At 69.9% G+C, this 17,978-nt stretch carries 15 protein-coding genes and 1 tRNA gene; 3 read left to right on the top strand and 13 right to left on the bottom strand.

The features are described from left to right. Positions 1-76: 76 nt before the first annotated feature. The 6 genes from BMH31_RS14660 to BMH31_RS14635 all read right to left on the bottom strand — a co-directional run bounded on the left by BMH31_RS14660 (position 77) and on the right by BMH31_RS14635 (position 6,366). A complete protein-coding gene (locus tag BMH31_RS14660; protein WP_099722464.1) occupies positions 77-1,417 on the bottom strand; it encodes an FAD-dependent oxidoreductase in 1,341 nt (446 codons plus the stop codon). A 187-nt stretch (positions 1,418-1,604) separates the two neighbouring features. Continuing rightward, positions 1,605-2,099 carry a DUF501 domain-containing protein gene (locus BMH31_RS14655; RefSeq protein ID WP_099722465.1) on the bottom strand — a complete coding sequence of 165 codons (495 nt, stop codon included), beginning with the start codon at positions 2,097-2,099 and terminating at the stop codon, positions 1,605-1,607. Next, a complete protein-coding gene (locus tag BMH31_RS14650) occupies positions 2,096-2,647 on the bottom strand; it encodes a septum formation initiator family protein (protein WP_099722466.1) in 552 nt (183 codons plus the stop codon). Before BMH31_RS14650 ends, BMH31_RS14655 begins: the two co-directional genes overlap by 4 nt. 21 nt (positions 2,648-2,668) lie before the next feature. After that, a complete protein-coding gene (gene eno / locus BMH31_RS14645) occupies positions 2,669-3,958 on the bottom strand; it encodes a phosphopyruvate hydratase (RefSeq protein ID WP_199068075.1) in 1,290 nt (429 codons plus the stop codon). Positions 3,959-4,062: 104 nt separating this feature from the next. Continuing rightward, positions 4,063-5,361 (bottom strand): histidine--tRNA ligase, encoded by a 1,299-nt coding sequence (hisS, locus tag BMH31_RS14640; RefSeq protein WP_099722468.1) that lies wholly within the window; start codon positions 5,359-5,361, stop codon positions 4,063-4,065. Between the two features lie 258 nt (positions 5,362-5,619). Beyond that, complete coding sequence (locus BMH31_RS14635) at positions 5,620-6,366, bottom strand: MazG nucleotide pyrophosphohydrolase domain-containing protein (protein WP_099722469.1); 747 nt, start codon at positions 6,364-6,366, stop codon at positions 5,620-5,622. Positions 6,367-6,631: 265 nt separating this feature from the next. Between BMH31_RS14635 and BMH31_RS14630 the strand changes: the two genes are divergently transcribed. Continuing rightward, a complete protein-coding gene (locus BMH31_RS14630) occupies positions 6,632-7,132 on the top strand; it encodes a hypothetical protein (RefSeq protein WP_099722470.1) in 501 nt (166 codons plus the stop codon). Positions 7,133-7,353: 221 nt separating this feature from the next. Here BMH31_RS14630 and mfd read toward each other — a convergent pair whose 3' ends face one another. The 3 genes from mfd to BMH31_RS14615 all read right to left on the bottom strand — a co-directional run bounded on the left by mfd (position 7,354) and on the right by BMH31_RS14615 (position 12,309). Continuing rightward, positions 7,354-11,007 (bottom strand): transcription-repair coupling factor, encoded by a 3,654-nt coding sequence (gene mfd, locus BMH31_RS14625; protein ID WP_099722471.1) that lies wholly within the window; start codon positions 11,005-11,007, stop codon positions 7,354-7,356. Further along, complete coding sequence (gene pth, locus BMH31_RS14620) at positions 11,004-11,594, bottom strand: aminoacyl-tRNA hydrolase (RefSeq protein ID WP_099722472.1); 591 nt, start codon at positions 11,592-11,594, stop codon at positions 11,004-11,006. Before pth ends, mfd begins: the two co-directional genes overlap by 4 nt. A gap of 133 nt (positions 11,595-11,727) precedes the next feature. Continuing rightward, positions 11,728-12,309: a 50S ribosomal protein L25/general stress protein Ctc gene (locus BMH31_RS14615; protein ID WP_099722473.1), complete on the bottom strand. Its 582-nt coding sequence runs from the start codon at positions 12,307-12,309 to the stop codon at positions 11,728-11,730. A gap of 330 nt (positions 12,310-12,639) precedes the next feature. Between BMH31_RS14615 and gndA the strand changes: the two genes are divergently transcribed. Then, positions 12,640-14,091 carry an NADP-dependent phosphogluconate dehydrogenase gene (gndA, locus tag BMH31_RS14610; protein WP_099722486.1) on the top strand — a complete coding sequence of 484 codons (1,452 nt, stop codon included), beginning with the start codon at positions 12,640-12,642 and terminating at the stop codon, positions 14,089-14,091. A gap of 54 nt (positions 14,092-14,145) precedes the next feature. Here gndA and BMH31_RS14605 read toward each other — a convergent pair whose 3' ends face one another. The 4 genes from BMH31_RS14605 to BMH31_RS14590 all read right to left on the bottom strand — a co-directional run bounded on the left by BMH31_RS14605 (position 14,146) and on the right by BMH31_RS14590 (position 17,268). Further along, positions 14,146-14,457, bottom strand: a complete 312-nt coding sequence (locus BMH31_RS14605) for a hypothetical protein (protein ID WP_099722474.1) — start codon at positions 14,455-14,457, stop codon at positions 14,146-14,148. Positions 14,458-14,761: 304 nt separating this feature from the next. Beyond that, entirely contained in the window at positions 14,762-15,739 is a 978-nt protein-coding gene (locus tag BMH31_RS14600; protein WP_099722475.1) for a ribose-phosphate diphosphokinase, read from the bottom strand. Beyond that, a complete protein-coding gene (gene glmU, locus BMH31_RS14595; protein ID WP_099722476.1) occupies positions 15,736-17,166 on the bottom strand; it encodes a bifunctional UDP-N-acetylglucosamine diphosphorylase/glucosamine-1-phosphate N-acetyltransferase GlmU in 1,431 nt (476 codons plus the stop codon). The genes BMH31_RS14600 and glmU overlap by 4 nt, the downstream gene beginning before the upstream one ends. A 30-nt stretch (positions 17,167-17,196) precedes the next feature. Then, positions 17,197-17,268 (bottom strand) — tRNA-Gln (locus BMH31_RS14590). 91 nt (positions 17,269-17,359) lie between these two features. Here BMH31_RS14590 and BMH31_RS14585 point away from each other — a divergent pair. After that, on the top strand, positions 17,360-17,905 hold the full coding sequence (locus tag BMH31_RS14585; RefSeq protein WP_099722477.1) for a MarR family transcriptional regulator: 546 nt from the start codon (positions 17,360-17,362) through the stop codon (positions 17,903-17,905). Positions 17,906-17,978: the final 73 nt, after the last annotated feature.

Here is a 17,978-nt window from a genome sequence, read left to right as displayed (position 1 = left end):
CCGTGCAGTGTCCCCCGGACACGGCTGCGCCCCGCCGAGCGAATAGCTCGGCGGGGCGCAGCGGTGAAGCTGAGGATTACTCGGCTGCGGGCTTCGGACGGCTCGCGAACTCCTGGAAGATCGCCTTCGGTTCCTGGACGGCCTCGATGTTCACGACATCGCGACCCAGGAAGAAGTGCCCGACCCAGCCGCCGAACACGCGCCACTTGCGCTCCCACGTGGGGATCGCGAGGCCGTGGTAGAAGCGGTGCGCGAGCCACGCGAAGTAGCCCTTCATCGCGAACTTGCCCGACTGGAACACGCCCGTGTTCAGGCCGAGGCCCGCGACCGCGCCGGCGTTCTTGTGGTTGTACTCGCGCACGCCCTCACCGCGCAGGTCGGCGGCGATGTTCTTGGCAAGCAGCTTGCCCTGGCGCACGGCGTGCTGCGCGTTGGGCACGCAGAAGCCGCCGGGGCCGGGGGTCGCCGAGATGTCGGGGACCTGAGAGGTGTCGCCGGCGGTCCATGCACCGTCGAGCTCCGAACCGTCCTCCGACGTGATGCGCAGGTTCGGGCTCGCGATCACGTGGCCGCGGGGGCCGATCGGCAGGTCGGTGCCGCGCAGGAACGGGCGGGGCATGACGCCCGCGGTCCAGACGATGAGGTCGGACTCGTAGTTCTCGCCGGTCGAGAGCTCGATCTTGCCGTCGACGGCCGAGCTGAGCTGGGTGTCGAGGTGGATCTCGACGCCGCGACGGGTCTGATCCTTGACCACCCAGTTCGCGGTCTCCTGCGAGACCTCGGGCATGATGCGGCCCATCGCCTCGATGAGGTGGAACTTCGTCTCGTCGAAGGTGATCTCGGGGTAGCGGCGCAGCAGCGAGGTCGCGAACGAGCGCAGCTCGGAGATCGACTCGATGCCGGCGAAGCCGCCGCCCACGACGGTGACGGTGAGGAGCTTCGCGCGCTCCGGGCTGCCGGCGGGCAGCGACGCGGCGCGCTCGAAGTTGCCGACCATGCGGTCGCGCACGGCGACGGCCTCTTCGATGGTCTTCATGCCGATCGCGTTGTCGGCGATGCCGGCGATCGGGAAGGTGCGCGAGACCGAGCCGGTGGTGACCACGATGTGGTCGTACGCGAACTCGAAGGGCTCGCCCTCGGTCGGCGTGACCGTCGCGGTCTTCGTGGCGTGCGAGATGCCCGTGACCTTGCCCGCGATGTTCGCGGTGCGGTTCAGGTGGCGACGGCGCGCCACGACCGCGTGACGCGGTTCGATCGAGCCCGAAGCCACCTCGGGGAGGAAGGGCAGGTAGGCCATGTAGGGCAGCGGGTCAACGATGGTGACCTCGGCCTCACCGGCACGGAGCATCTTCTCGAGCTTCCATGCCGTGTAGAACCCGGCGTAGCCGCCGCCGACGATCAGAATCTTCTTCGCCACGAAGCAGTCTCCTTGGGACGCATAGCTGATGAGCACCCGCGTCGAAACGGGCACAGAAAAACCGGGCGACGTTCGCCCGATGCTGTCAGTCTACTCCCGGGAAACGTGTGGGTGGTGCGCTTTCTGCCGTTTTCGTGCGCGGAACGCACAGAAGCGGGTGCGAATCAGCGTTTGCGCCGCAGAAGGTTCAGCCGTTCTGCCAGTGCGCGAGTCCCGCGCGCTCGAGCGCGAGGTCGCCGATGGGGTTGACGCCCTTGCCCGCGGCCAGCGCGTGGCCGACGAGCGCGTGCAGGCACTTGACCCGGTTGGGCATGCCGCCGGCGCTGACGCCTGCGAGCTCGGGCACCTCGCCCAGCTGATCGCGATCCTCGATGTAGGCGCGGTGCGCCTCGCCGTAGGCGGCGAGCACCGCCTCGTCCTCGGCGAGGAGCTCGTTGTACTCGACCATGACGCCGGTCGCCTCGAGACGCGAGGCCGCGGCGACCGCCTCGGGATGGCACAGGTAGTAGAAGGTGGGGAACGGCGAGCCGTCGGGCAGCCGCGGCGAGGTGGCCACGACCGCGGGACTGCCGTCGGCCGCGCGCGCGGCGATGCCGACGACGCCTCGGGCCTCTCGGCCCAACTGCTCGCTCACCGCGGCGATGTCGGCCTCGGTCGGTGCGGGGTACGGGGGCCTGCTCACGGTGCCTGCTTCTCCTGGGTCTTGGGGGTCTCGGTGGTCTTGGCGGTCGGGCTCGGAGCGGTCTGCTTCGAGCCGGTGCCCGACTTCTGCTGCTCCCTCGCGTCGGGGCTCAGCTGCTCGGGTGTCGCGGCGGTGGTTCCGGCCCCGAGGGTCGACGACACCAGCGAATTCGCCCAGTTCCGGTCGATCCGGGTGAGCTTCGAGCTGGTGCCGTCGGTGCGCTCGGGCGGGAGCACGACGTCGCTGATCACGCTCAGCTGGGTCTCCCCCGGCATCACGTAGAACAGTCGGCCGCGCGCCTGGGAGCGCACGTAGACCGGATCCTTCCACTTCGCCCGCTCCGCGTCGATCTCGTTCACCGCTTCGCGGTGCTGCTTCACGCTCTCCCGGAGTTCCGAGATCTGGCGCTGCTGCTGCACGAAGGTCGACAGGATGGGGCTGATCGCGAACGCGCCGATGACGACGAGCGCGATGTTGATGACGGTGAAGGCGCTGAAGCGGAGGCTCGAGGACCAGTCCCCGGCCCCCTGGGCTTCGCGCTTCGCCATGGAAGGATCCGGTCCGGGTGCTTAGTTCGCGTCCGCCGCGAAGCGGGGGAACGCGGCGCGGCCGGCGTAGCGCGCAGCGTTGCCGAGCTCCTCCTCGATGCGGAGCAGCTGGTTGTACTTGGCCACGCGATCCGAGCGCGCGGGCGCGCCCGTCTTGATCTGGCCGCAGTCGGTCGCGACGGCGAGGTCGGCGATGGTGACGTCCTCCGTCTCGCCAGAACGGTGCGACATCACGGCCGTGTAGCCCGAGCGCTGCGCGAGCTGCACGGCGTCGAGGGTCTCGGTGAGCGTGCCGATCTGGTTGACCTTGACGAGGATCGAGTTGGCGGTGCCCTTCGCGATGCCCTCGGCGAGACGCGCCGGGTTCGTGACGAACAGGTCGTCGCCGACGAGCTGGACGCGCGCGCCGATCTCGTCGGTGAGGTACTTCCAGCCGTCCCAGTCGCTCTCGTCGAGCGGATCCTCGATCGAGACGAGCGGGTAGCGGTCGAGCAGGTCGGCGTAGTAGGCGCTCATCTCGGCCGCGGTGCGATCCTGGCCCTCGAACTTGTAGACGCCGTTCTCGTAGAACTCCGACGACGCGACGTCGAGCGCGACGGCCACGTCGCGGCCCGGCACGTAGCCGGCGCGCTCGATGGCCTCGACGATCAGGTCGAGCGCTTCGGCGTTGGTGGGCAGGTCGGGAGCGAAGCCGCCCTCGTCGCCCAGGCCGGTCGAGAGGCCCTTCTCGTTGAGCAGCGACTTGAGCGCGTGGTAGACCTCGACGCCCCAGCGGAGCCCCTCCGAGAAGGTCTCGGCGCCGAGCGGCACCGCCATGAACTCCTGGATGTCGACGCCGGTGTCGGCGTGCGCGCCGCCGTTGATGATGTTCATGAGCGGTACGGGGAGCGTGCTCGCGTTCGGGCCGCCCAGGTAGCGGTAGAGCGGCAGGCCGGCCGACTCGGCGGCGGCGTGCGCCACTGCGAGGCTGACGCCGAGGATCGCGTTCGCGCCGAGCTCGCGCTTGTTGTCGGTGCCGTCCGCTTCGATGAGCGCCATGTCGATGAGGCGCTGGTCGTCGGCGGCGAAGTCGTCGATGGCCGGGCCGAGGCGGTCGAAGACCGCGTCGACGGCCTTCAGCACGCCCTTGCCCTGGTAGCGATCGGCGTCGCCGTCGCGGAGTTCGTAGGCCTCGAAGGCCCCGGTCGATGCGCCCGACGGGACGGCGGCGCGCCCCACGGAGCTGTCGGTCAGGCCGACCTCGACCTCGACGGTCGGGTTGCCTCGCGAGTCGAGAATCTCGCGTGCGATCACCGCATCGATAAATGCCACCATGCACTCCTTGCATTCGCCGTGGGGGTTGAACGGTACCGGGAGCCGGCACCGGGATCGAGTCTACCGGCGAGCCCCGTCGGGACGCGCCGGAGATGCTGTGGCTACGCGGAGAGTTCGCGCAGTTCGAGCGCGTCGACGTCGCGCTCCCCCGCCCGGACGTTCGCGAAGCGGGTGAAGCCCTGCTCGGCCACGCGCGCCAGCAGCGTCTTCATGTTCTTCTGACGTCGCTCGAGCCGTACGCGGTGCCCGCGCGCGACGAGCGCGGTCTTGAGCGCGGCGAGGTCGGCGGGAGCCGCGTCGGCGTCGTGCACGAGCGCGACGGCCTCGGGGCCGGTCGACGCGGGCAGCTCGATGAGGTCCACGATCCGCTCGAAGCCGATCGACGAGCCGACGGCCGGCACATCCTGTCCGAGGAAACGGCCGATCATGCCGTCGTAGCGTCCGCCGCCGCCGACCGAGCTGCCGGAGCCCGGATGCGCCACCTCGAAGATGGTGCCGGTGTAGTAGCCCATGCCGCGCACGAGCGTCGGGTCGAAGCGCAGCTCGACGCCCTCGGGCAGCGAGCCTTCGAGCGCCGCACCGATCTCGGCGAGGTTCGCGACGCCCTCGGCCGCGGCCCCCTCGGGCAGGATCGCGGAGATCGCCTCCGCGGTGAGCGGGATCCCGTCGCCAGCGAGGCGCGGCTCGACCTCGGTGAGTACGGCACCGAGACGTTCGGCGGCCTCGGGATCGAGCTCGCGGAGCTCGCCGACGACGCCCTCGGCGCCGATCTTGTCGAGCTTGTCGACGATGATCAGCGCGCGGTCGTGGGTCTCGGGCGCGAAGCCGCAGTGGTCGAGCAGACCGAAGAGGATCCGGCGGTCGTTCACGCGGAACACGCAGCCGGTGAGGCCGAGCTCGGCGAACACCCGCGAGGTCGCCGAGAGCAGCTCGACCTCGGCCAGCAGGCCGGCCTCGCCGATCACGTCGATGTCGACCTGCACGAACTGGCGGTAGCGCCCCTTCTGCGGTCGCTCGGCGCGCCAGACGGGACCCATCTGGATCGAGCGGAACACGGGCGGCAGCTCGGCGCGGTGGCTCGCGTAGAAACGCGACAGCGGCACGGTCAGGTCGAAGCGGAGGCCCAGATCGGCGAGCTGCTCGGCGTCGCCCCCCTCGGCCGCGGCGGCGAGCGCCTCGGCGCCGAGGCCGCGCTTGAGGATCGAGAAGCTGAGCTTCTCGTTGTCGCCGCCCAGGCCCGCGTGCAGGCGCGCGTGATCCTCGACGACGGGGGTCTCGATCTCGTCGAAGCCGTGATCGCGGTAGACGCGCTTGATCACGCTGAAGGCGTGCTCGCGCTTCGCCTTGTCTGCCGGGAGGAAGTCGCGCATGCCGCGGGGCGGGTTCACCTGTGAGGCCATGCGGACCATTCTTCCATCTCGGCGCGGGCTTCCGCGTCGCGGCGTGTTGCGAGCGGTCGCGGTGCTGCGCGCCCTCTGGGCCGAGCCCGAGGGGGCCTACGCCGAACACGCCGAGGTCTGACAGGAGCCCGGCCCGATGCGCGCACCGCGCCTATCGACCGGACCCAATTTGTCCTTTCCCCCGCGAGGAAAGGACAAATTGGGTCCGGTCGGCGCGCAATGGAGCTCAGTGGGGCGGGGAGGGGACGCGTCCGCGCATCACTCCTCCGGCAGGGTCCGCGCGGCGAGCCGGTCCACCGCGCGGCGCAGGGCCCGATCAGGGTCCACGCCGAGCGCGTTCGCGCGCACCACCAGGTCGATCAGCGCATCGCCGAGTTCCGCCTCGGCCTCGGCACCGCCCTCCTCCGCATCCGCCCGCGCTCGGACGTCCGGGTACGTCGCCGCAGGATCCAGCGCTCCGGCGCGCTTCAGCCGCTCCACGACCTTCGCCGCCCGCGCCAGCGCGGGCATCCCGGCGGGAATCCCTTCGAGCACTCCGCGCGAGCCGCGCCGCTCCCCCGCGGCGTCCTCCTTGAGCCGCTCCCACTCGGCGTGCAGCTCCTCCACGCTCAGGTATCCGCGATCTCCGAAAACGTGCGGGTGCCGGGCGATGAGCTTCTCGTTCAGCCCGCTCGCGATCGCGTCAAGGTCGTACCCCTCGCCGTCACGCTCCGCCAACGCCGCGTGGAACAGCACCTGATACAGCACGTCGCCCAGCTCCCCGCGGACCTCGTCGGACGGCAGTTCCCGCTCGATCGCGTCGACGACCTCGGCGCTCTCCTCGATGAGGAACGGGACGAGCGAAGCGTGCGTCTGCACTCCGTGCCAGGCGCACCCGCCGTCGGCGACGAGCCGACGAACCGTCTCCCGCACCGCGGAAACCGGATCCGGGACCTCCGCCGAGGCCCGCACCCCTGGCGCCTCGGTCGCATCCGCATCGAAGGCCCCGGCTCCGCTCTCGTTCATGCTCGAACCCTATCGCGACGCGCCACCCTCGCCGCAGACGCTCGGGTTCTTCGCACTGATCAGGAAAAGCCGCAACCGATTGAACGTTCAATTGACGCTTTATGTGAAAACAAATATTTCATTGCGATCACAATTCCCTGACCTGAGCAGCGATATCTCGCATCCAGGGATTTCACATCATTTAGGCTCGCAGAGGCCGGAAACGGTCCGGGCCGAGGCGATCTCGCGCTCGTCCCCCGCAGACATTCCAGACAGGAGCCCCCTGATGAAGAAGAGCATCCTCCCCCGCATCGGCGGCATCGCCGCAGCGATCGCCCTCACCGCGAGCATGGCGGCGTGCGCCGGCGGCCAGAGCGTCGCCGACGCCTGCAAGATCGCCAACGACGAGATGACCAAGGCGACTTCCAGCATCAACAGCGACGTCAGCGCCGCGATGCAGAAGGCGACCCAGGGCGAGAAGGTCGACTTCGCCGAGATCTTCAAGCCGGTCACCGAGGGCCTCGACAAGGCGACCTCCAAGGTCACCAACGAGAAGGTCAAGAAGCCGCTCGACGCGTTCGCGACCGAGTACAAGAACTTCACCAAGTCGTTCGACGGCTTCGAGATGCCCGACATGAAGAACATCGACGCCAGCGATCCCGCAGCGATGGAGAAGCTCCAGCAGGCCTCGGAGAAGGCCCAGGAGATCTCGAAGAACGCTCAGGCCGCTTCGACCAAGCTGGTCGACCAGGGCAAGAAGATCCAGGAAGTCTGCAACGCCGGCTGATCGGATCGCACCGCGAGGCCCGGCCTCGCAGAACGGGTGCCGCACGGGATTCCTCCCGGCGGCACCCGTTCCGCGTTTCCGGCGGAAGCACGGTCGGGTTTCGACTCGCAGGCTCGCTCAACCGGCGGACCGAGCGACCCCGCTCAGCCGGCGGACCGAACGGGCCCGCTCAGCCGGCGGACCGAGCGAACTCGCTCAACCGGCGAACCGAGCCTGCCCGTTCAGCCGGCGGCCGGCGGATCCGCTTCGAGCAGCGTGCCGAGCACGCGGCCGGTCCAGGCGACGATGTCGCCCTCGTCGCCCATGCGCTTCTGCCCCACGCCCGCGAGGGGGCTGCGCGAGGAGGCGGTCCCGCCGGGCAGCGGGATCTGCAGCGTCTTGGTCGATTCGGTGTAGCGCGAACCCGGGTACATGCGGTTCATGCGCATGCGGCGCGAGTCGAGGAGCTCGACCGGTTCGATCCGCAGGTTCGGACCGGCAGCGACGACCTTCGAGAGGCCCAGCTTCGCGGCCCGGCGACGCAGCGCCGACACCGAGGCGAGGCGCTGCACCTCCTCGGGCGGGGCGCCGTAGCGGTCGGTCAGCTCCTCCAGCACGAGCGCCACGTGGTCCTCGGGCGCTTGCGGGTGGGCCGACGCCGCGAACTTCTGGTACGCCTCGAGACGCAGGCGCTCGCTCTCGACGTACTCCTCGGGGATGTGCGCATCGACCGGCAGCTCGAGCACCAGCTCGCTCGGCCCCGTCGATTCCTCGCCCTTGAACGTGTTCACGGCCTCGCCGATCATGCGCAGGTAGAGGTCGAAGCCGACTCCCGCGATGTGGCCCGACTGCTCGCCGCCGAGCAGGTTTCCCGCACCGCGCAGCTCGAGGTCCTTCAGCGCGACCTGCATGCCCGAACCGAGCTCGTTGTTCGTCGCGAGCGTGTCGAGCCGCTCGTGCGCGTGCTCGGTGAGCGGTTTGTCGGGGTCGTAGAGGAAATAGGCGTACGCGCGTTCGCGGCTGCGCCCGACGCGGCCGCGGAGCTGGTGCAGCTGGCTCAGACCGTACTTGTCGGCGGCATCGATGATGATCGTGTTCGCGTTCGCGATGTCGAGGCCGGTCTCGATGATCGTCGTCGAGACGAGCACGTCGAACTTGCGCTCCCAGAAGTCCTGCACGACCTGCTCGAGCTGGTGCTCGCTCAGCTTGCCGTGCGCGACCGCGACCCGGGCCTCGGGCACGAGCTCCGAGATCTGCGCCGCGATCCGGGTGATCGACTGTACGCGATTGTGCACGAAGAACACCTGCCCCTCGCGCAGCAGCTCGCGCCGGATCGCCGCGGTGATCTGCTTGTCGCTGCGGGGCCCGACGAAGGTGAGGATCGGGTGCCGATCCTCGGGCGCGGTCGCGAGCGTCGACATCTCGCGGATCCCGGTCACGGCCATCTCGAGCGTGCGCGGGATCGGCGTCGCGCTCATCGCGAGGATGTCGACGTTGGTCTTGAGCTTCTTCAGCGCGTCCTTGTGCTCGACGCCGAACCGCTGCTCCTCGTCGATGATGACGAGACCGATGTCCTTGTAGACCACGCTCTCGGCGAGCAGCCGATGCGTGCCGATCACGACGTCGACCGTGCCGGCCGCGAGGCCTTCGATCGTGTCCTTCGATTCCTTCTCGCTCTGGAACCGGCTGAGCGGGCGGATCCGCACCGGGAATCCGGCGAAGCGGTTCTGGAAGGTCTCGAGGTGCTGGCTCACAAGCAGCGTCGTCGGCACGAGCATGGCGACCTGCTTGCCGTCCTGCACGGCCTTGAACGCGGCGCGCACCGCGACCTCGGTCTTGCCGAAGCCCACATCGCCCGCGACCAGGCGATCCATCGGGATCTCGCGCTCCATGTCGCGCTTCACCTCGTCGATGGTGGTCAGCTGGTCGAGGGTCTCGGCGTAGGGGAACGCCTCTTCGAGCTCGTGCTGCCAGGGGGTGTCGGCCGAGAAGGCGTGGCCCTTCGACGCGACGCGTGCCGAGTAGAGCTTCACGAGCTCCACGGCGATGTCTCGCACCGCCTTGCGAGCCTTCTTCTTCGCGTTCGCCCAGTCGCTGCCGCCCATCTTCGACAGCGGGGGCGCTTCGCCGCCGACGTAGCGCGACAGCTGGTCGAGCTGGTCGGTGGGCACGTAGAGCTTGTCCTTCGGCATGCCGCGCTTGGTGGAGGCGTACTCGAGCACGAGATACTCGCGCAGCGCCTTCACCGCGTCGCGGCCGATGCCGGTCGGCACCATCCGCTGCGTCAGCTCGACGAACCGGCCGATGCCGTGCGTCTCGTGCACCACGTAGTCGCCGGCGACCAGCTTCAGCGGGTCGACGACGTTCTTGCCGCGCCGCTTCGCGAGCTTCTGCCCGCTCGCGGCCTGGCTCGATACGGCCCGACCGAAGAACTCGGCCTCGGTCGCGAGCAGCAGCTTCGCCTCGGCGCTCTCGAACCCGGTCCAGGCGGTGCCCGGGACGAGGTGGATCACTCCCGGTTCAGGGCGCTCGGGCAGCTCGTCGAGCATGCGAGCGGCCGCACCGGCGTCCGAGAGCATGTCGCGGGCACGCTCGACGAGGCCGACGCCCTGCGCGGTCACGACGACGGTCCACCCGGCCTGGAGGCGCTCGGCGAACAGGCGGATCGCGGCGCCGGTCGGATCCGCCGACGACGCGGGGCGCGGGAACGGCGAACCGTGCACGGCGATGACGGACGGATCGGCGCCACCGGCCTCGACCGCCCCGCCCTCCTCCGGATCCTCGGGCCCCTGCACGAAGCTCGAGACCGTCCACCAGGGGCGGCGCCCGGCCGCGGCCCGCAGCTCGGCGACCGAGAGCATGCCGCTATCGTCGACCGGGACCGGGGCCTCGGCGCCCGCGGTTGCCGCCGACCACGCCGCCTCGAGGAACTCACGGTTGGTGTCGGCGAGGCTGACCGCGCGCCCGGCGACCCGCTCGGGCGAGGCGATCAGCACGGATCCGCCTTCGGGCAGCAGTGCCGTCAGCGGGCGCAGCCCGTCGACCAGCTGCGGCAGCAGGCTCTCCATGCCCTCGACCGCGATCCCCTGGCTCATCTTCTCGAGCAGCGAACCGAGCGCCGGGAACTTCGCCAGCAGCTCGGCTGCCCGCTCGCGCACCGCCTCGGTGAGCAGCAGCTCGCGCGCGTGCCAGAGCTCGATCTCGGGCAACGGGTCGCCCGCACTGCGCTGATCCGACACGGCGAAGCGGCGGATCTGATCCACCTCGTCACCGAAGAAGTCGACGCGGACCGCCTGCTCGGCGGTCGGGGGGAAGACGTCGAGGATCCCGCCGCGCACGGCGAACTCACCGCGGCGAGTGACCATGTCGACCCGGGTGTAGGCGCGAGCGACGAGTTCGCGGGCGATGGCCTCGAGCCCCCGCGCACCGGCGACCTCGGGCTCCGCGCCGGCTCGCAGCACGATGGGCTCGGCGAACGCCGCGTGCGGCGAGACCGGCTGCAACGCGGCGCGGACCGAGGCGACCAGGATCAGGGGGCGCGAATCGTCGTGCTCGCGCAGGAGGCGGAGTGCGAGCGCGCGGCGACCCACCGTCTCGACGCTCGGGCTCAACCGCTCGTGCGGCAGGGTCTCCCAGGCCGGGAACTCCGCGGTGACCGCATCGGGGACGATCGACTGCAGCGCGGTGCGCAGCGCATCCGCCTCGCGACTCGTCGCCGCGATGACGAGCAGCGCGCCGCGGTCGCCCGCGGCCCGGCGCCGGCGCAGCAGTCCGGCGATCAGCGGCGCGCGCAGACCCTCGACCACCGAGAACTCGGCGTCGCCGCTCGCAGCGTCGAGTGCGGCGGTGAACGACGGCGACGATTCGAGCAGCCGGTCGATCCCATGCAGGGTCACTTCGCGTCCCTTCCGTGGAAGCGCTGCTGGGCGGCGAGCAGGCCGTCGTCGGCGAGCTGCTCAGCGGCATCGGCGGCGTCCTCAAGCAGTACGGCGAGCGCGTCGCGCTCGGTCGAGGCGAACGGCTTCAGCACGTAGTCGGCGGGATCCTGCCGCCCGGGCGGGCGACCGACCCCGATGCGCACCCGGAGGAACTCGGGGGTGCCGAGTGCCTTCGCGATGTCGCGCAGGCCGTTGTGGCCGCCGTGGCCGCCGCCCTGCTTGAGCTTGATGGTGTCGAAGGGGATGTCGAGTTCGTCATGCAGCACGATGAGGTGGTCGGGATCGACCCCGAAGTAGGAGACGAGCGAGGAGACGGGCCCGCCCGAGGTGTTCATGTAGCTGTTCGGCTTCGCGAGGATCAGCTTCGGGCCGCCCGGCCGGAGCCAGCCCTCGGCGACGCGCGCATTGCTGCGGTGCGAGCCGAAGCTCGCACCGAGGCGGGAGGCGAGCACGTCGAGCGCCATCTGACCGACGTTGTGCCGCGTCGCCTCGTACTTCGCCCCGGGGTTGCCGAGACCGACGACCAGCCAGTTGTCCTGCGCCACCGTTGCTGCTCCTTAGCTGTCTTGGGTGTGGTTCGTGCCTCCGCGCTGCGCGGAGAACGGCGCGAGCCCGCCAGAGCCGCCGCGCGTGCGCGGACGGCCCGGACGGGCTCGCAATGCTCGATCGGCGCCGAGATTACTCGGCGGCCGCCTCGACCTCTTCCTCGTCGCCCTTCGGGCCGCGAGGAGCGACGATGTGCACGACGAGCTGCTCGGCAGCGTCGAGCAGGCTGGCGCCCTTGGGGAGCTCGATCGCACCGGCGAGGATCTGGGTGCCGGCCTCGAGGCCCTCGACCGAGACCTCGACGTTCTCGGGGATGGAGGTCGCGGGAACGCTCAGGCGGAGGGTGTTCAGCTCCTGCAGCGCGTTGGTGCCCGAGAAGGGCTCGCCGGTGACGTGCACGGGGACCTCGACCTCGACGGTCTCACCCTTCTTCACGATGACCAGGTCGACGTGCTCGATGATCTGGCGCACCGGATCCTTCTGCACGTCCTTGACGAGCACGAGGGTCTTCTTGCCCTCGAGCTCGAGGTTGATCAGCGCGTTGGCCTGACGGATGATCAGGCTCAGCGGGTGGGTCTCGACCGAGAGGTGCACCGGCTCGGTGCCGTGGCCGTAGATCACGGCGGGGGTCTGGCCTGCGGCGCGCAGCTTGCGAGCCGCGCCCTTGCCGAAGTTGTCGCGGGGGGTGCCGACGAGGGCGTTCGCCTCGGTCATCGTGATTCTCCTTTGCGGGCTCGCGCCCGTTCGAGGCGGGCTGGGCCGCCGGAATGGTCATGTCTCGCCGAATGGCGCGTCAGAAAGGCCCGCAAGGCAGTCCGTCCCGCGTCGATCACGGATGCTCGCGCATCCCTCGCCGAAGTACAGCTCCACAGTTTACACGGAATTCGCTCGCGCCGCGGGGCGTCGCGCGGGGCGCCTTGTAGTCTGGAGTGCGCCCACGGACCATCGGTTCCGCGGCTCCGCGCTCCCGGGCGCGGACCGGATGGGCGGTAGAGCGACGAACGCGGCGCGTCGGGAACGCGCGGCGGAATGGAGATCCAGAAGATGACCAGCACCCCATCGGCAAACGTCGGAGTGGTGGGCCTCGCGGTCATGGGAGCCAACCTCGCGCGCAACCTCGCCAGTCGCGAGGGCAACCGCGTCGCGGTCTACAACCGCTCCCCCGAGCGCACCCGCACCCTCGTCTCCGCGCATCCGGAGGCCGGGTTCGTCGCGACCGAGAGCGTCGCCGACTTCGCCGCCGCGCTGACCCGGCCCCGCACCGCCATCATCATGGTGCAGGCGGGATCCGCGACCGACGCCGTCATCTCCGAGCTGGCTGACGCGTTCGAGCCCGGCGACATCATCATCGACGGCGGCAACGCGCAGTACACCGACACGATCCGCCGCGAACTCGAGCTCCGCCAGCGCGGCCTGCACTTCGTCGGCGCAGGCATCTCGGGCGGCGAGGAGGGCGCGCTCAACGGGCCGAGCATCATGCCGGGCGGATCCGCCGAGTCCTACGAGACCGTCGGCCCGATCTTCCGATCCATCGCGGCGCGGGCCGAGGAGGACGGCGAGCCCTGCGTCACGCACGTGGGCACCGACGGCGCCGGGCACTTCGTGAAGATGGTGCACAACGGCATCGAGTACGCCGACATGCAGCTCATCGCCGAGGCCTTCGACCTGCTGCGCCGCGGCGCCGGCTTCGAGCCCGCAGAGATCGCCGAGATCTTCGCCGAGTGGAACACGGGCGAGCTCGAGAGCTACCTCATCGAGATCACCGCGGAGGTGCTGCGTCAGGTCGACGCCCGCACCGGGCGCCCCTTCGTCGACGTCGTGCTCGACCAGGCCGGCCAGAAGGGCACCGGCACCTGGACCGTGCAGGCCGCGCTCTCGCTCGGCACCCCGATCAGCGGGATCGCGGAGGCCGTCTTCGCCCGCGGCCTGTCGTCGCACCCCGAACAGCGCCTCGCGGGCGCGCACCTCGAGGGCCCCGCCACCCCCATCGAGCTCGAAGATCGCGACGCGTTCGTCGAGGACGTGCGCCAGGCGCTCTACGCTTCGAAGATCGTCGCCTACTCGCAGGGCTTCGACGTGATCCGCACCGCCGCCAGCCAGTACGGCTGGCACATCGACAGCGGCGCGGTCGCCAAGATCTGGCGTGCCGGCTGCATCATCCGCGCCCGATTCCTCGGCCGCATCGCGGAGGCCTACCAGGCCGATCCCGCGCTCGTCTCGCTCGTCACGGCTCCCTTCTTCTCGGAGGCCGCCGGGCGCGCCCAGCAGGCCTGGCGACGCGTCGTGTCGACGGCAGCACTCGCCGGGGTTCCGGCACCGGGCTTCTCGTCGTCGCTCGCCTACTACGACGCCCTCCGCGCTCCGCGCCTCCCCGCGTCGCTGATCCAGGCGCAGCGCGATTTCTTCGGCGCGCACACCTACCGCCGCATCGACGGCCCCGGCGTGTTCCACACCGAGTGGTCGGGCGACCGCAGCGAGACGCAGACCGGAGAGTGAACCGCGGATCAGGCGGGGCACGAGAGTTCGCTCCGCCGGATCGGCCGGCGCTCGTCAGTCCTTCGGGAGGATCCGCTTCGCGATGGTCTGAACATCGCGGTCGATGTCGTCGACACGCGTCTCGACCCTGCCTACGCGCTGGTCGAGCTGCTCCAACCGACGGTCGACCTGATCGAATCGCCGGTCGACCTGATCGAACTGCCGATCGACGTTCGAGAAGCGCTCGGCCATCAGTTCGCGCACGGATGCCATCTGCACCGTGACGATCTTCGACATCGCGCGCATCGTCTGCGCGCTGAAGCCGAGGATCGCCGTCAGTGCCGTCAGCAGTCCGGCAGCGAGGGTCCAGAGCTGGGGTTCGGTCATGCGTTCCTCCTCGGTTCGGCGGGTACGCAGCCAGCCTGTCAGGCGTGTGCTCTGAGCTGTCAAATCGCTACATGCGCAGACGCGCGGACACGCTGCATCGGTCTCGAACGCTCGATCAGGCCGCGTTCGTTCCGCCGGATTTCCAGGCTCAGCCGGATGAACAGCGGTGAATCGTCCGGCGGAGCGTAGAAATCCGGCGGATCGAACAGAAACCACGGCGTGCGCTCCGACCACCCCAAGACCCCCGCCGCGCACAGAACGGGCCGGGATCCAATGGATCCCGGCCCGTTCTGGAGCGAGCAGCTTAGGCGGCGCCCTCGAACATGCTCGTCACCGAGCCGTCCTCGAACACCTCGTGGATCGCCTGCGCGAGCAGCGGGGCGATCGACACGACGGTGAGCTTCTCGAAGCGCTTCTCCTCGGGGATGGGGAGCGTGTCGGTCACGACGACCTGGTCGATGAAGTCCTGCGACAGGTACTCGGCAGCCTTGCCCGAGAAGATCGGGTGCGTGCAGGCGATGGTCACGCCACGCGCGCCGTTCTTCTTGAGCGCCTCGGCGGCCTTGGCGATGGTCCCGCCGGTGTCGATCATGTCGTCGACCACGACGCACCAGCGGTCCTTCACGTCACCGACGATCTCGTGCACCGAGACCTGGTTCGGCACCAGCGGGTCGCGGCGCTTGTGGATGATCGCGAGCGGCGCGTCGAGCTTGTCGCTCCACACGTCGGCGACGCGCACGCGGCCCATGTCGGGCGAGACGACGGTGAGGTCGTCCCGGTTGATCGTCTTGCGGAAGTGCTCGAGCAGGACCGGCATCGCGAACAGGTGATCGACGGGGCCGTCGAAGAAGCCCTGGATCTGCGGGGCGTGCAGGTCGATGGTCATGATGCGGTTCGCGCCGGCCGCCTTGAACAGGTCGGCGACGAGGCGGGCCGAGATCGGCTCACGACCGCGGCCCTTCTTGTCCTGGCGCGAGTAGGGGTAGAACGGGGCGACGACGGTGATCCGCTTCGCCGAGGCGCGCTTGAGCGCGTCGACCATGATGAGCTGCTCCATGAGCCACTCGTTGATGGGGTTGGTGTGCGACTGGATGACGAAGGCGTCGCAACCGCGGACGCTCTCGTCGAATCGCGCGTAGAGCTCGCCGTTGGCGAAGGTGCGCGCGTCAGTCGGGACGAGACTCGCCCCGAGCTCCGCGGCGACCGCTTCGGCGAGTTCCGGGTGCGCCCGCCCGGAGACGAGGACGAGCTTCTTCTGCCCCGCCATCTCGATCGCGCTCATGCCTGCTGTTCCCCGTTCTTTTCAGCCGCTGCCGCGGTGTTGGTGCCTGGGCGATGCTCCGCCACCCAGCCTTCGATGTTGCGTTGCGGCGCCACGGTCATGGCAAGCGAGCCCGAGGGCACGTTCTTGCGGATCAGAGCGCCGGCCGCCGTGTAGACGCCGTCCTCAATCGTAACCGGAGCGATGAGGACGTTCTTCGATCCGATGCGCACCGCGTCGCCCACGACGGTCTGGTGCTTGTTGACCCCGTCGTAGTTCGCCACGATGGTGCCCGCGCCCACGTTGGTCTCGCGCCCGATGGTCGCGTCGCCCACGTAGCTCAGGTGAGGCACCTTGCTCGCCTCGCCGATCTTCGCGTTCTTCGTCTCGACGAACGCTCCGATCTTGCCCTTCGCACCGAGTTCGGTGCCGGGGCGGACGAAGGAGTAGGGGCCGACCTCGACGCCCGCGCCGAAGACGGCCAGCGTGGCCTCGCTGCGGCGGATCCGGGCGCCTTCGCCCACCTCGCAGTCGACCAGGGTCGTGTCGGGACCGACGATCGCGCCCGTCGCGATCGAGGTGGCCCCGCGCAGGAAGGTGCCCGGCAGGATCTCCACATCGGGCTCGATCGAGACGTCCGCATCGATCCAGGTGGTGGCCGGATCCTGGATCGTGACGCCGGCGCGCTGGTGGGCGCGCACGATGCGACGGTTCATCTCGACACCGGCATCGGACAGCTGGGCTCGATCGTTGACGCCCGCGATGAGCCAGGGATCGTCGGTCGCGACGGCCTCGACGGCTCCGCCCTCGGCCAGGATCGCGGCGGCCGCGTCGGTGAGGTACTTCTCGCCCTGCGCATTGTTCGTGTCGATGCCGGCGAGCGCCCGCTCGAGCGCAGGGCGCGCGAACACGTAGATGCCACCGTTGATCTCGGTGATGCGGCGCTGCGCGTCGTCGGCGTCCTTCTCCTCGACGATGCCGGTCACGAGACCGTCGGCGCCGCGCAGGATCCGGCCGAGCCCGGTGGGGTTCTCGTAGATGGCCGAGAGCAGGGTCATCGAGCGGCCGCCGCCGACGTGGCCGTCGACCAGTCGCTGCAGGGTGGGAACGTCGATCAGCGGGACGTCGCCCGACAGCACCACGATCGAGCCGTCGAAGTCGGCCGGCAGAGCCTCCACCGCCTGCTCGACCGCGCGACCCGTGCCGGGGATCGCGTCCTGGTCGACGATGCGCGTGTGCGGTGCGTGATCCAGGATCGCCGCGGCGACGCGCTCGCGCTCGTGCCGCACCACTGCGACCACCGTCTGCGGGTCGAGCCCGGCCGCGGTGTCGAGCACGTGGGCGATGAGGGAGCGTCCGCCGATCGGGTGCAGCACCTTCGGCGTCGCGGACTTCATGCGAGTGCCCTGCCCCGCTGCGAGGATGACGACTGCGAGTTGGTTAGTCATGAGATGGGTGGCCTCCTGATCGAATCACCGCTCCGCCCCAAGGATTCGAACCTTGACCTCACAGCTCCAAAGGCTGTCGTGCTGCCATTACACCAAGGCGGAACGTGCCCTGCGGCACCCCTCGATTCTGTCAGATGCGGCGACGCCCCGCGGACGGCCCGGCGCGCGGACGCCGTACCGGGATAATGGATCCATGAAGCAACAGGACGAGGTCGACCGCATCCTCGGCGAGTGGCAGTCGGCGCGCCCCGATCTGGATCTCGCCCCGCTGGCCGTCTTCTCGCGGATGACGCGCATCACCAAGCACCTGGATCGCGCCCGCGCGCACGCCTTCGAGCGGTCCGGGCTCGCCTCCTGGGAGTTCGACGTGCTCGCCGTGCTGCGGCGCAGCGGCGCGCCCTACCGGCAGAGCCCGAAGCTGCTCGTGCAGCACACGATGGTGTCGAGCGGCACCATGACGAACCGCATCGACCGGCTCGAGGAGCGCGGCCTGGTGCGCCGGCTCACCGACCCGAACGACGGACGCGGCGTGCTTGTCGAGATGACCGCGCAGGGCCAGACCCTGGTCGACGCGGCGATGACCCGGCTGAGCGATGCCGAGGAGCAGCTGCTCGGCGGCGTGCCGCGCGCGGAGCGGGATCGGCTCGCGACGCTGCTGCGCCGGCTCGCGCTCAGCGTCGACCGGTTCGGGCCGATCGCGGCGGGCGGCGAGGCGAATCCGGCGCGCGACGCGGTCTGACGGAGCCACGAACAGCAGGCCCGCCGGAGACAGCCGGTCCCGCAGCGGATGACGACAGGGCCGGTGCCGGGAA

The sequence above is a fragment of the Leucobacter sp. OLIS6 genome (genome assembly GCF_002752355.1).
Classification (GTDB): Bacteria; Actinomycetota; Actinomycetes; order Actinomycetales; family Microbacteriaceae; genus Leucobacter.
The sequence above is the reverse complement of the archived record's forward strand: the minus strand, read 5'-3'. Positions and strand labels throughout refer to the sequence as shown.

Excerpts from the sequence above, each read along its gene's own strand:
- BMH31_RS14650 (WP_099722466.1), bottom strand. The coding sequence starts at position 2,647 with ATGGCGAAGCGCGAAGCCCAGGGGGCCGGGGACTGGTCCTCGAGCCTC.
- BMH31_RS14630 (WP_099722470.1), top strand. The coding sequence starts at position 6,632 with ATGAAGAAGAGCATCCTCCCCCGCATCGGCGGCATCGCCGCAGCGATC.
- BMH31_RS14600 (WP_099722475.1), bottom strand. The coding sequence starts at position 15,739 with ATGAGCGCGATCGAGATGGCGGGGCAGAAGAAGCTCGTCCTCGTCTCC.
- BMH31_RS14615 (WP_099722473.1), bottom strand. The coding sequence starts at position 12,309 with ATGACCGAGGCGAACGCCCTCGTCGGCACCCCCCGCGACAACTTCGGC.
- hisS (WP_099722468.1), bottom strand. The coding sequence starts at position 5,361 with ATGGCCTCACAGGTGAACCCGCCCCGCGGCATGCGCGACTTCCTCCCG.
- BMH31_RS14585 (WP_099722477.1), top strand. The coding sequence starts at position 17,360 with ATGAAGCAACAGGACGAGGTCGACCGCATCCTCGGCGAGTGGCAGTCG.
- gndA (WP_099722486.1), top strand. The coding sequence starts at position 12,640 with ATGACCAGCACCCCATCGGCAAACGTCGGAGTGGTGGGCCTCGCGGTC.
- BMH31_RS14635 (WP_099722469.1), bottom strand. The coding sequence starts at position 6,366 with ATGAACGAGAGCGGAGCCGGGGCCTTCGATGCGGATGCGACCGAGGCG.
- glmU (WP_099722476.1), bottom strand. The coding sequence starts at position 17,166 with ATGACTAACCAACTCGCAGTCGTCATCCTCGCAGCGGGGCAGGGCACT.
- BMH31_RS14605 (WP_099722474.1), bottom strand. The coding sequence starts at position 14,457 with ATGACCGAACCCCAGCTCTGGACCCTCGCTGCCGGACTGCTGACGGCA.